11 protein-coding genes are annotated in these 12,359 nt (G+C 62.2%); 6 read left to right on the top strand and 5 right to left on the bottom strand.

From position 1 onward, the window contains the following. Positions 1 to 511 precede the first annotated feature (511 nt). From ACR9YP_RS22620 to ACR9YP_RS22595, 6 genes are all read left to right on the top strand, one after another. Positions 512 to 1,441: a LysR family transcriptional regulator gene (locus ACR9YP_RS22620; protein ID WP_438110715.1), complete on the top strand. Its 930-nt coding sequence runs from the start codon at positions 512 to 514 to the stop codon at positions 1,439 to 1,441. Between the two features lie 123 nt (positions 1,442 to 1,564). After that, positions 1,565 to 2,914, top strand: coding sequence for an MFS transporter (locus ACR9YP_RS22615; RefSeq protein WP_474217108.1), 1,350 nt, complete (start codon positions 1,565 to 1,567; stop codon positions 2,912 to 2,914). A gap of 18 nt (positions 2,915 to 2,932) precedes the next feature. After that, entirely contained in the window at positions 2,933 to 4,732 is a 1,800-nt protein-coding gene (locus ACR9YP_RS22610) for a CocE/NonD family hydrolase (RefSeq protein ID WP_474217107.1), read from the top strand. Then, positions 4,729 to 5,655 (top strand): 3,5-dioxohexanoate:acetyl-CoA acetone transferase, encoded by a 927-nt coding sequence (kce, locus tag ACR9YP_RS22605; RefSeq protein ID WP_438107875.1) that lies wholly within the window; start codon positions 4,729 to 4,731, stop codon positions 5,653 to 5,655. Before ACR9YP_RS22610 ends, kce begins: the two co-directional genes overlap by 4 nt. Before the next feature lie 47 nt (positions 5,656 to 5,702). Further along, the gene (locus ACR9YP_RS22600) at positions 5,703 to 6,455 is read left to right on the top strand and encodes an SDR family NAD(P)-dependent oxidoreductase (RefSeq protein WP_474217106.1); all 753 of its coding nucleotides are present in this window, start codon (positions 5,703 to 5,705) and stop codon (positions 6,453 to 6,455) included. Positions 6,456 to 6,499: 44 nt separating this feature from the next. Then, a complete protein-coding gene (locus ACR9YP_RS22595; RefSeq protein WP_474217105.1) occupies positions 6,500 to 7,498 on the top strand; it encodes an NADPH:quinone reductase in 999 nt (332 codons plus the stop codon). 758 nt (positions 7,499 to 8,256) lie between these two features. Here the strand turns inward: ACR9YP_RS22595 and ACR9YP_RS22590 are convergent. The 5 genes from ACR9YP_RS22590 to ACR9YP_RS22570 all read right to left on the bottom strand — a co-directional run bounded on the left by ACR9YP_RS22590 (position 8,257) and on the right by ACR9YP_RS22570 (position 12,348). Then, the gene (locus ACR9YP_RS22590) at positions 8,257 to 8,823 is read right to left on the bottom strand and encodes an Lrp/AsnC family transcriptional regulator (RefSeq protein ID WP_474217104.1); all 567 of its coding nucleotides are present in this window, start codon (positions 8,821 to 8,823) and stop codon (positions 8,257 to 8,259) included. 139 nt (positions 8,824 to 8,962) lie between these two features. Then, positions 8,963 to 9,667: an ABC transporter ATP-binding protein gene (locus tag ACR9YP_RS22585; RefSeq protein ID WP_438107870.1), complete on the bottom strand. Its 705-nt coding sequence runs from the start codon at positions 9,665 to 9,667 to the stop codon at positions 8,963 to 8,965. Beyond that, positions 9,660 to 10,436, bottom strand: coding sequence for an ABC transporter ATP-binding protein (locus tag ACR9YP_RS22580; RefSeq protein ID WP_438110713.1), 777 nt, complete (start codon positions 10,434 to 10,436; stop codon positions 9,660 to 9,662). The genes ACR9YP_RS22585 and ACR9YP_RS22580 overlap by 8 nt, the downstream gene beginning before the upstream one ends. 2 nt (positions 10,437 to 10,438) lie before the next feature. Then, positions 10,439 to 11,479, bottom strand: coding sequence for a branched-chain amino acid ABC transporter permease (locus ACR9YP_RS22575; RefSeq protein WP_438107869.1), 1,041 nt, complete (start codon positions 11,477 to 11,479; stop codon positions 10,439 to 10,441). After that, on the bottom strand, positions 11,476 to 12,348 hold the full coding sequence (locus ACR9YP_RS22570) for a branched-chain amino acid ABC transporter permease (RefSeq protein WP_438107868.1): 873 nt from the start codon (positions 12,346 to 12,348) through the stop codon (positions 11,476 to 11,478). Before ACR9YP_RS22570 ends, ACR9YP_RS22575 begins: the two co-directional genes overlap by 4 nt. Positions 12,349 to 12,359 lie beyond the last annotated feature (11 nt).

Genomic DNA, 12,359 nt, shown 5'->3' with positions numbered 1-12,359 from the left:
ATTACCACGTGATACCGTCAATGGTCAGGCGGGCGGCCATTGATGGTTTGGTTTGGCGCCACAAGGGGCCCTCTCCGCCAAGCCGTAGCCTGACCCGTAGCTGACCAGCCGCTCCGATCGGGAAGCCGCCTGCTTCAGTTTGGCAGAGCGCTCGATATTGATTGCCTCGGCGCGGGCAGCGCAAGCACGCGCTCAAACTAAGGGCCGCCGTCACAGTGACGACGCCTTTTCCAAGGGGGCCGATCAACAGCCCGATTGCGAGCGACGTCAACGCCTGATTCGGGATGGCGCGCCGATGAGCCCAAGCCGATCCCTTTCGCCTCTTGAACGGCGAGACCACGGGCCAATGTTGGCGCGTTTCCGGTCATAAGAAGTAGACATTCTCAAGCGAAACGCCGAAGCTGTCGGAGGTACTTGCGTCAACGGCAGGGCCAGGAACAGATTGTATGAGCAACTCTCGGCGTCCGTCCGCGATTGGCCGATGACAGGATAGTGACACGCCTTCTTGATCATGAACATCAAGCAGCTTCGCTTTTTTCTTCAGATTGCCGAGCTTGGAAGTGTGACGCGTGCGGCGACATTGCTGCACATCGCACAGCCTGCGCTGTCCCGTCATGTGCGCCAGCTTGAGGAAGAAGTCGGAGTTGCGCTGTTCCAGCGCTCCGATCGCGGAGTTGCCTTGACCAGCGCCGGGATGCTGTTGCGCGATCGCGCCGTTGGCCTCCTGCAGCACGTTGATCGGGTGCGGCAGGAGGTGCGCGACGAGTTCAACGAGCCGAGCGGCGAGGTGACGGTGGCGATGCCGCCATCCATGCTCGAACTCGTGACATTACCGGCGGTCGCCCGATATCGGGAGCGTCACCCGGGCGTGCTGCTGCGCGTCATCGAGGGCATCAGTGGCGTCCTGAATGCCTGGTCGATGGTTCACCTCGGAAAGGCTGACCTGGCGGTCGTGACCAACGTCGAGCCGCTGGCAACACTCGAGAGCACCGAGTTCTTGCGTGAGCCGCTGTGCCTGATTGGCCCCAGATCCGCCGGTCTCGATCCGGCTGCACCGGTTGCGCTCGAGGAGGTGGCGACGAAGTCGCTGATCGTCCCGGGACGACCAAACAGCCTTCGGCTGATCCTTGAAACAGCAATGGCCGAGCGGAAGATCCCGCTTCATGTTGCGTTCGAGGGAAACTCTCCGACCCTGATCGTGCTCGCGGTCGAAGCCGGGCTCGGCTTCGCCACTCTGCCATTTTGCTCGGCCTACCGCTTCCTCCGCGAGGGGCGCGTCAGCCTCGCGCCGATCCGGCACCTCGATGTGTCGTGGGCGCTCGTCCAGTCGCGCGAACAGCCCTTGTCGGCGGCCGGAGAGCAGCTCAAGGCGACCCTGCGCGAGACCATCGCCACCCAGATCGCCTCCGGCAGCTGGACAATGGCGAAGCTGCTGCCCTGACCGCCGTGATCAGCATCGCGTTATGACCGTCATGCCGAGATAGTATTTCCTGCGACAAGGTGCGGACCGCTATCCCCTCGCTCGAGACGACGTCAAGAAATTCGTCCGACAGGGAGACCGGCAATGAAGCAGCCTTCGGCAGCTGAGACGACCACGGTAGATGCGCGCCCGCTGGACTGGGTCCGCGACATCACCCCGTATCAATGGCGCGTCTTTGCGGTGGTGTGGCTGGGCTGGATTCTCGATTCCACCGATTTCGGGCTGTTCTCCTTTGTGCTGCGCCCGGCACTCTCTGAGCTGCTCGGCAGCCAGGCGAACCTTGCCGAGCTTGGCCGCATCGGCGGTCTGCTCAGCATGGTCGGCCTGTTGGGATGGGCCATTGGCGGCTTCGTGTTCGGGATCGTGGCTGACTATGCCGGCCGGCTGCGGACATTGGCCGTCAGCATCCTGATCTTCAGCGTGTTCACCGGCCTGCAGGGGCTCGCCCAGACGCCGCTACAGCTCGGCCTCTTCCGCTTTCTCGCCGGCGTCGGCGCAGGCGCCGAGATTATCGTCGGAATCCCGCTGCTCGCGGAGGCGCTCAGCGGGCCGTACCGCGCCAAGATTACCGGGATTATGATGACCGGCGGCGCGTTCGGCAGCCTGCTCGGGGCATCCGTGTACGGCCTGCTCGCGCCGCTGGGCTGGCGCTACGTGTTCGCAGCGGGCATCGCACCGGCACTGCTGCTGTTCCTGCTCCGCCGCGGCGTGGCCGAACCAGAGTCGTTTGCCGCGGTGCAGGCGCGGCGATCGCGCGCCAGGCTCGCCGGAGGCAGCTTGTCGGATGCCGATCGCGAATTTCTTCGGTTCGTTCCGATGCAGCTCTTTGGACGCAAGCTGATCTTCAACACCATCATCGGACTGATGTTTTGCCTCGGCACGCTACTGTCGATCTGGACGAGCCTGATCTGGCTGCCCACGATCCAGAGCCTGATGCTGGACAAGGAAGCGATCAACGGCGCCGAGGCGATCGCGATCGTCAGCCACAATATGCAGCTCTGGAGCATCGGGGGCATCCTCGGTTACGCGACATTCGGCTTTATTGCCGACCGGATCGGCCGCCGCGCCACCATCGCCTTCTACAACCTCGGAACGCTGGCCGTCGGCCTCTACCTCTACTTCGGTGTCGACCACCACGCCCTCTATCCCTGCCTGCTGCCGCTGTTCGGCTACTTCGTCTGGGGCGTGTTCTCCGGCCACGCCATCTACGTACCGGAGCTCTTCCCGACGCACGTTCGCGCCACTGCATTGTCGTTCTGCAACGGGACCGGACGCATCATTACGAGCTTCGGACCGCTTGTCGCGGGCCTGCTGGTCGCGCCGTTCGGCGGAAATTTCAGCAAGGCGGCCGGCGTGATGACCTGCTTTGCGCTGCTCAGCCTGCTCGCGGTCACCATCGGCCGCGAGACCAGGGACGACGCGCTGCCGCAATAGACCGGAAAGGACAATCGAATGCGAGGGAGTGAAGAGATGTCGCTGATGGAGCAGCCCGTTGCAGCCGATCCTCACCGGGTCGAGCGGCGGGACGGCATGATCGTCGAATGGGACGTGCCGATCGCGATGGATGACGGGGTCGTGCTGCGGGCAGATGTGTTTCGCCCGCCGGGCAGCGCCGCCTGCCCGGTCGTCATGAGCTACGGGCCCTACGCCAAGGGTTTGTCGTTTCAGCAGGGCTATCCCTCGGCGTGGCAGCAGATGGTCGAGCACTTCCCGGAGGTCACGCATGAATCGAGCGGCCTCTATCAAAACTGGGAAGTCGTCGATCCCGAACGTTGGGTGCCGGATGGCTACGCCTGCGTGAGGGTCGACGGACGTGGTGCCGGGCGGTCGCCCGGTCACATCGAGCCCTGGTCAGGACGCGAGAGCCGCGACTTCTACGCCTGCATCGAGTGGGCCGCGGCGCAGCCCTGGTCAAACGGCAAGGTCGGCCTCAACGGCATTTCCTATTACGGCATGAACCAATGGCAGGTGGCGTCGCTGCGCCCGCCTCACCTTGCGGCGATCTGCGTCTGGGAAGGCGCGGCCGATTTCTATCGCGACGTCAGCCATCACGGCGGCATCTATTGCACGTTCCTCGCCAACTGGTACCGCCAGCAGGTCACGTCGGTCCAGCATGGCCTCGGTCGCCGCGGCCCACGCAGCGTCGTCACGGGCGATCTGGTCTGCGGTCCGGAGACGCTGGACGCCGCTGAACTCGCGGCAAGCTGTAGCGATCTCGGTGAAGACGTCTATTCCCGTCCGCTCTGGGATCCGTTTTACAAGGAGCGGTCCGCGCAGTGGGACCAGATCGATGTGCCCTTGCTGTCCGCAGCCAATTGGGGCGGCAACGGGTTGCACCTGCGAGGCAATATCGAGGGATTCCTCCGCGCTGCGTCCAAACACAAATGGCTGGAAGTCCACGGCCGCGAGCACTGGACCGAGTTCTACTCGAACTGCGGCGTGGACGTTCAAAAGCGCTTCTTCGACCATTTCCTCAAGGGCGAAGCCAACGGATGGGACAAGGAGCCGCCGGTCCAGCTCTGGGTACGCCACGTCGATCGCTTCGAGCCGCGTAGCGAACAGCAATGGCCGATCGCGCGCACCGAGTGGCGCAAGCTGTTCCTCAATTGCAGCAACCTGGTCCTGCTCCCCTATCAACCCGAGCTGCAGGCAAGCCACAGCTACGACGGGCTGGGCGATGGCGCTACATTCCTGCTCCCGGCGCAGGATCGCGAGCTGGAGATCACCGGACCGCTTGCGGCAAAGCTGTTCGTCTCTTCTGAGACCACCGACGCCGACCTGTTCCTGGTTCTCCGGCTGTTCTCGCCCGACATGAAAGAGGTGGTATTCCAGGGCGCGCTCGATCCGCACACGCCGATCGCGCAAGGCTGGCTGCGCGCATCGCATCGCAAGCTCGATCCACGGCAATCGACGATCTATCGGCCGTATCATCCGCATGACGAGATCGAGCCTCTTCAACCCGGCCGCATCTACGAGCTCGACATCGAGATCTGGCCGACCTCGATCGTCGTGCCGGCGGGTTACCGGCTGGCGCTCACCGTGCGCGGCAAGGACTACGAGTATTCCGGCCCATCGGCCCGCCTTTCCAATATCCGCAACGAGATGCGTGGCTGCGGACCGTTCCTGCACGACGATCCCCGCGATCGGCCGGCCTCCATCTTCGGCGGCAGGGTGACTTTGCACGCCGGGCCCGCCTGCCCTTCACACCTGCTCGTGCCGATCGTGCCAACCAGAACGAACACCGCGCCATGACATCAAAAGTCATCATCACCTGCGCCATCACAGGGGCGATCCACACCCCTTCCATGTCGCCGCATTTGCCGATCACGCCGGATCAGATCATCGATGAGGCCGTCGCCGCCATCGAGGCGGGAGCCGCCATCCTGCACCTGCATGCGCGCGATCCCGAAACCGGAAAGCCCGATCAGACCTCGGAAGGCTTTGCCAGGTTCCTGCCCCGCCTCAAGCAGCGCTGCGGTGCGGTGATTAACCTCACCACGGGCGGCAGCCCCTACATGAAGGTCGAGGAGCGGGTCCAACCTGCGGCCCGCTTTAAGCCGGAAGTCGCCTCGCTCAACATGGGCTCCATCAATTTCGGACTCTTCCAGCTGCTTGACCGCTACAACGACTTCAAATTCGAATGGGAACGCCAGCATCTGGAAGCAACGCGCGATCTCGTGTTCCGCAATTCGTTCAAAGATATCGAATACATCCTCGAGACTTGCTACGGCAGCGACACAAGGTTCGAGTTCGAGTGCTACGACATCGGGCATCTCTACAATCTCGCGCATTTTCTTGACTGCGGGCTGGTGCGTCCGCCGCTGTTCGTGCAGTCGGTGTTCGGCATCCTCGGCGGCATCGGCACCCACCCCGAAGATGTGATGCAGATGAAGCGGACAGCCGACCGGCTGTTTGGCGCTCAGTATCGTTGGTCGGTGCTGGGTGCCGGATCCGCACAAATGCGAATTGCGGCAATGGCCGCCGCCATGGGCGGTCACGTCCGCGTAGGGCTTGAGGATTCGCTTTGGTCCGGCAGAGGCCGCCTGGCGCGATCCAATGCCGAGCAGGTCACCCTCGCCCGCAAGATCATCGAGGGCCTCGGACTTGAGGTCGCAAGCGCCGACGAAGCGAGGGACATGCTCGCGCTCAAAGGTGCGGCGCGCGTGGCGTTCTAGCGCGGTGCGGCAAGCAACAGACGCCTGCGCACTCACCCGAATGAATCATGGAGACCTGTGATGGACCGTGCATCACCACTCAATGGCCTGACTGTGCTGGTAACGGCGCCGGCCGCGGCATCGGCCGCGCCTGCGCGCTGTCCAGCGCGCAGGCCGGCGCCCGCGTCGTGGCCGTTGCCCGGACCCGGCGCGACCTTGACGATCTCAAGGAGGAAGCAGGCCCCCGGCTCGAGACCCGACAGGCCGATGTCACCGAGCAGGCGTTCTGGCGCGAGCTGGAGTCGAACTCCAACATCGACGTACTCGTCAACAATGCCGGTACCAATCGGCTTCAGGCCATCGACGAAGTCGACGATGCGACACTCGACCTGCTCCTCATGCTCAACGTCCGCTCGGCGTTCAAGACTTCGCAGGCGGTCGCCAGGTCCATGATTGCACGGCGACGCGGTGGCGCGATCATCCACATCTCGTCTCAGATGGGTCACGTCGGAGCCGCCAAACGCAGTGTCTATTGCATGACCAAGCATGCCATCGAAGGCTTGACCAAGGCGATGGCCATCGAGCTCGCCGCACATGACATCCGGGTCAATGCCGTCGCCTCGACCATTGTCGAGACATCGATGACTGCGCCATTCCTGCAAGATGCGTCGTATCGCCAGTTTGCGATGGACACCATTCCGCTGAAGCGGATCGCCGCGCCAAAGGACGTCGCCGAAGCGGTCGTCTACCTCGCCTCACCCGCCGCCCGGCTCGTCACCGGCACCAGCCTCAAAGTCGACGGCGGCGCGACGGCGCAATGAGGCGTGCTTTCACCTTTGAATCATCCAACTGAAAGGCACTAGCGATGCGCGCAGCATTCTATACACGGCAGGGTCCGGCGCATGAGGTCCTGCAGATCGGCGAACAGCCGACCCCAGCACCGGGACCGGGAGAAGTCCGCGTCAAGCTGCGGATCTCTGGCGTGAACCCTTCCGACTGGAAGGTTCGCCGTGGCGGATTTGGCCGGGGGCTCGCCGCGCCGCTGGTGATTCCGCACAGCGACGGCGCCGGGGATATCGACGCCGTCGGTCCCGGCGTTGCCGATCGCGTCGGCGAACGCGTCTGGGTCTGGAACGGCCAATGGAAGCGTCCGCACGGCACCGCGGCCCAATACATCGTGCTGCCGAGCGCGCAGGCGGTGCAGCTACCGGCCAATGTCGGCTACGACGAGGGTGCCTGCCTCGGCATCCCTGCCCTGACCGCGGTCCAGGCCGTTCGCCTTGCCAACATCGACCAACACGCGACCGTGCTGGTCGCCGGCGGCGCGGGATCGGTCGCCCACTATGCTATCCAGTTAGCCAAGCTGCGCGGCGCCACGGTCATCACAACGGTCAGCGGGGACGCCAAGGCGCAGCATGCCAGACGCGTCGGGGCGGATCACGTCGTCAACTACAGGACCGAGGATGTCGGCGCGCGCGTCAGAGACATCACCCAGGGGCGCGGCGTCGACACAATCATTGAGCTCGACCTGACGTCGAACGCGAAGCTGTATCCCCTCCTGCTTCGTCCACACGGCACGGTCGTGGTGTATGGCATGTCGGCCAACGAGTCGGCTCTGCCCAGCCTCTGGCTGATGCAGAACTCGATCACGCTGCGCCTGTTCCTGATCTATGATATTTCTGACGCAGATCGACTGGCCGGCGTCGCCGAATTGACCAAGATCCTGAGCGAACGACGGTTGGTCCACGCCATAGCGCGCCGCTTGCCACTCGAAGCGATCGCCGAAGCCCACGACATGATAGAACGCGGAGATGTCGTAGGAAACGTCGTCCTCGACATATCCGAGGAAACTCCTGGTCGATGAGCAAAAAGACCAGTCTGACAGGCTAGGTTTCGCATCTGAGGCACTTGGACGCAACGAATGCGGCTACGCCTTGTCCAAAGCTAGCGCGATGTCTGTGAGTAGATCGAGTTCGCGATGAAGACGCGCTCGCCTTTCTGCACGCTAAAATGCCCAGCAGTACGCCGTCTGCGTAAGAACACTGGGATATCGGCTTCGGCCGGATTAAATCGAAGCATGCAACTCCGGCCGACCACCTCGACGTCGAAGAAAGAGAACGAGAACGCGCCCCGAAATACGCCAAACTACGCGAAGGCCACCGCTAGCCCTACTCCCACTCAATCATTCATGACGCCGTTTCCGCGTTGATCTGCAAGCACAATTTCTCATCGCTGACGGACAAATCCCGCCGGGATACCCGCCCGATCCTTTTGATCTTGAATTCACAGGAAAATTCTTGCCGCTCGGAAGAATCCCTGCTTCGGCAACTATCGGAATCAATCGATTAAGTGGGCGCACGTGCTTCGCCATAACGACCGCCGCTCATGCTCTGCTTCCGGTACCGTCAATGATTAGGAAACTGTGGTTCGTCTTCGAACACCACGACGTTCACCAACATCCTTGTCAGGCGACCAGTCGCTTGGCTCTTTGCGCTTCCTGGCAGCATCACATCGGCCAAGTCGATCATGATCTGCGCCGTGGTCCCGGTTATGAACGTCTATGGCGCGCGCGGCCGAGATAGATACGATGTATCGCGTTCTGGATCGCTATGGCTTCGTTACCTACACTAGCTCTCGGCCATTGAGCGTGGGCTCGTGGTCAGATATTTCGATCAGCGCACGTTTGGGGACTGCCCTGACGCTGGACGCGGTCAACCGCACCAGATCAATGGCGCGATTGTTGACGATGGCTTCCATCGAGAACAGACCGGTTATGCGGTCGAAGTCGAAACTCGTTATCAAACGCTGATAGAAATTGTCGTAGCCGCTGATCCCATTGGCCGCGACCTTGATCATATAGTCCCAGTCGCCGCCTATACGATGGAAGTCGATCACCTCCGGCTGCCGCTCGACATACTTCCGAAATCGATCTGTCCATTCCTTGGTGTGATGTCGCGTTCTGATCATCACAAAGATCGTCAGGTCAATCCCGAGCGCCGCCAGATCGATTTGACTGCTCGTGCCGAGGATGATGCCGGTGCTGTTCAGTCTCTGTAGCCGTCTCCAGCAGGCGTTGAGCGACAGTCCGACCCGGTCGGCGAGATCCCGCTGCGACAGCGTGCCGTCGTTCTGAAGACGCGAGAGAATCTTCAGATCGATCTTGTCAAGCTTGATCAGCCCGTCATCCATTTCGGTCGTCTCACATGGTCAGCTCGCTCGACGCCTCCTGGATCAAGATACGATCAGGTGGAAGCGTATCATGCTCGCACTTCATTGTTCGAGCACGCCCCCTTCCGGAAAGAACGCTTCGCGCTTTTCCGGATCATATCTAGGCACCAAGATAGGCCTTGCGAACATGGTCGTTCTTGATCAGTTCGGCACCGGATCCGGACAGCACCACTCGACCGGATTCCAGCAGGTACGCGTAGTCGCACATCTCGAGCGCCGCGAATGCGTTCTGCTCGACGAGGAGCACGGTAGTGCCTGCCTTCCTGATCTCCCGGATAATGTCGAATGTCTGTTCGACGATATTGGGAGCGAGCCCGAGCGACGGCTCGTCAAACAAGACAAGTCGGGGCCGCGACATCAACGCCCGGCCGATCGCCAGCATCTGCTGCTCGCCGCCGGAGAGCGTGCCGGCCACCTGCCGCCGCCGCTCCGCAAGGCGCGGGAACATGCCATAGATGCGTTCGGCGTCCGATCTGACACCCGCACCGTCCGAACGGAGATAGGCGCCCATTTCGAGATTTTCCTCAACGCTCATTTGCGGAAACACGCGTCTGCCCTCCGGGCAGTGAGCGATGCCGCGCTTGAGCACCTGCCTGGCTCCGACGCGCGTGATGTCCTGCCCGTCGAAGGTCATCGCGCCGGAACTGGGTGTCATCAGGCCCGAAACTGCACGCAGTGTTGTGCTCTTGCCAGCCCCATTGGCACCGATCAGCGCCACCAGCTGTCCGGCCGCGACCTCAAGCGAGATTCCTTTGAGAGCCGTCACATGGCCGTAGCAGCAGACCATGTCGCTGATCTTAAGCATGCCGCACGCCCTTTCCGAGATACGCTTCGATCACGTCCGGATTGTTTCGGATGAAATCTGGACCTCCTTCGGCGATGATACGCCCGTAGTTCAGCACGACGATGCGATCCGAAACGCTCATGACCATCGGCATGTCGTGCTCGACGAGCAGTACCGTCGTTCCCCGCTCGCGAATGCTGCGGATCAATTGCACGAACGCATGGGTTTCAGACGCATTCATGCCCGACACGGGCTCATCGAGCAGCAGCATCGATGGCTCCGCCGCGAGCGCGAAGGCGACACCGACCAATCGCTGCTCGCCATAGGACAGGGACCCAGCCAAGTCGTCGCGCCTCGCGCTCAGCCCCACCCACTCGATGATCTCGTCCGCCTGCTCCCGTAGCGCTCGCTCGGACAATTGCGCGCCCGGCAAGCCGAAGATGGAGGCGGGCAGCGAGACCGCATTCCGCCGATGCAGGCCAATCAGCACATTCTCGAAGACCGTGTCATTCGGAAAGACGCTCGTCCGCTGGAACGTGCGGATCAGGCCAAGATGCGCGATCTGATGCGGCTTCAATCCGGCAAGTACGGCGCCGCGATAGCGCACTTGTCCTCGCGTAGGCGTGAGGAACCCGGTCATGATGTTGAACGCGGTGGTCTTGCCGGCCCCGTTGGGTCCAATCAGGCTAACGATCTCGCCTTCGCCCACGCTGAAATTGAGGTCCGAGAGTGCCGTCAGGCCGCCGAACTGCACGCCGACATGCTCGATTGAAAGTGCCGGAGTTGTCATGATCACGCACGCTCCTCGGCGTTCCGCTGGAATAGACCTACCGCAGTGGGCTTTCCTACGCGGCCGCGAAAGCGCTCGGCGAGCGAGGGGACGATGCCGCGCGGCAGCACGAACAGGATCACGATCAGCACGACACCGTAGGTGATCCACTGCGCCTCAGGCGCCATGATCGGACGCAACGCCACCGGCAACAGCCCGAATATCAATCCACCGACCACCGGTCCCGCCAGAGAGCCCTTGCCGCCGCTGACGACCATGATGACCATTGTCACGGTGTTGAGGAACATGAACACTTCGGGATCGATGATCCGGATGTAATGGGCATAGAGACTGCCGGCCGCGCCCGCGATAGCCGCGGAGATGACGGTCGCGAGCGTCAGCGTACGCGTAACATCGACCCCCGCCGAAACGGCGAGCGTCTCGTTTTCCTTCAGCGCCCGCATCGCTCGGCCAAACGGAGAATGGACCAGTCGCGAGATCAACAGATAGGCCGCGGCTCCGATCGCAAGCACGACGTAGAAGTTCTGGCTCTTGGTCCGCAGCGCGAAGCTGCCCACGCCCGGCAATTCCAGCGTAAAGAACGGAATGCCCGTCAGGGCAAGCGGTCCCTGAGTGAGTTCAACCCAGTTCAGGGCGATGAGCCGCATCACCTCCGCGAACGAAATGCTTACGATGACGAAATAAGCCCCACGCACGCGGAACGACAGTCGTCCGACGAAATAGCCGCACAATGCCGTTGCGACGACCGCAAGAGCAAAACCCGTCACGGCAGGCCACGGCTCGTGAACGATACGAAACCCGCCGGGCAAGCCGACGTCGAACCCCAGCGATGTCAGCGCGCTGACATAGGCTCCGATGCCGAAGAACGCCGTATGGCCAAGACTGAGCTGCCCCGTGTAGCCCAATAGCAGGTTGAAGCTCATGGCGGCAATGATGAAGATGCCGGTCGTGACCAGCGTGTTCAGCAGATATGGATCGCTGAGCCAAAGCGGGATCGATGCGAACACCAGCACCCCGACGACGAATACCGTGAACCTGTTCATCCGACGCGCTCCACTCTGGCGAACAGTCCCGTCGGCTTGAACAGCAGAACGGCGATGATGATGAGAAAACCCATGGCGTCCCGATATCCCGACGAGACGTAGCCGGCACCGAGCTCTTCCGCGAGGGCCAGCGCGAAGCCGCCGATCACCGCGCCGCTGATGCTGCCGAGCCCGCCGAGAATGACGACGGCGAACGACTTGGCGACGGCAAGATCCCCCATTTGCGGGAATATGACGTAGACCGGTCCGAGCAGCGCGCCGGCCGCGGCGGCTAGGCTCGATCCGATCGCAAAGGTCGAGGTGTAGATAAGATTGACGTTGACCCCCATCAGAGCCGCCGTGCTCTCATCTTGAAAGGTGGCACGCATCGCGCGACCGAGCTTCGTTCGATCTATCACGAAATATGTCCCGCCGATCAGGACGACGACTGCGGCCAGGACGAACAGCCACAACCAGGAAACGGAGACCGGGCCGAGCACCAGCGGCTTGTCAGAGAACGGAGGCGCCACCGACTTCGCGACCCCGCCCCAGATCCACAGCGCACCTGCCTGCATGGCTATCCAGGCGCCGATCATGACGAGCATGGTCGTGTCGACGTCGGACCCTCGCAATGGACGCAGTAAGGTGAGCTCAATCAGAGCTCCGAGAAGCCATCCGGCCACGACGGCGAACGGAAGGCCCATGAAGAAGCTCACGCCGAATTGCTGCGTAACCATGTACATCACGTACGCGCCGAACATGTACAGGACGCCGTGCGCGAAGTTGACCACATTCATGATGCCGAAGATCAGGGTGAGGCCGATGCCGAGCAAGGCATAGGCACCACCGATCAAGACGGCGTTTACGAGATGTTGCGCAAGTTCATCCATATCCTTCTCCG

Source organism: Bradyrhizobium sp. BR14999, assembly GCF_056106085.1.
This window is presented reverse-complemented; position numbering and strand designations above follow the sequence as displayed.

Bases quoted from the DNA above. Each gene is read 5' to 3' on its own strand.
- ACR9YP_RS22610 (WP_474217107.1), top strand. From the start codon at position 2,933: ATGCGAGGGAGTGAAGAGATGTCGCTGATGGAGCAGCCCGTTGCAGCC.
- ACR9YP_RS22585 (WP_438107870.1), bottom strand. From the start codon at position 9,667: ATGCTTAAGATCAGCGACATGGTCTGCTGCTACGGCCATGTGACGGCT.
- kce (WP_438107875.1), top strand. From the start codon at position 4,729: ATGACATCAAAAGTCATCATCACCTGCGCCATCACAGGGGCGATCCAC.
- ACR9YP_RS22595 (WP_474217105.1), top strand. From the start codon at position 6,500: ATGCGCGCAGCATTCTATACACGGCAGGGTCCGGCGCATGAGGTCCTG.
- ACR9YP_RS22615 (WP_474217108.1), top strand. From the start codon at position 1,565: ATGAAGCAGCCTTCGGCAGCTGAGACGACCACGGTAGATGCGCGCCCG.
- ACR9YP_RS22590 (WP_474217104.1), bottom strand. From the start codon at position 8,823: ATGGATGACGGGCTGATCAAGCTTGACAAGATCGATCTGAAGATTCTC.
- ACR9YP_RS22570 (WP_438107868.1), bottom strand. From the start codon at position 12,348: ATGGATGAACTTGCGCAACATCTCGTAAACGCCGTCTTGATCGGTGGT.
- ACR9YP_RS22600 (WP_474217106.1), top strand. From the start codon at position 5,703: ATGGAGACCTGTGATGGACCGTGCATCACCACTCAATGGCCTGACTGT.
- ACR9YP_RS22575 (WP_438107869.1), bottom strand. From the start codon at position 11,479: ATGAACAGGTTCACGGTATTCGTCGTCGGGGTGCTGGTGTTCGCATCG.
- ACR9YP_RS22620 (WP_438110715.1), top strand. From the start codon at position 512: ATGAACATCAAGCAGCTTCGCTTTTTTCTTCAGATTGCCGAGCTTGGA.
- ACR9YP_RS22580 (WP_438110713.1), bottom strand. From the start codon at position 10,436: ATGACAACTCCGGCACTTTCAATCGAGCATGTCGGCGTGCAGTTCGGC.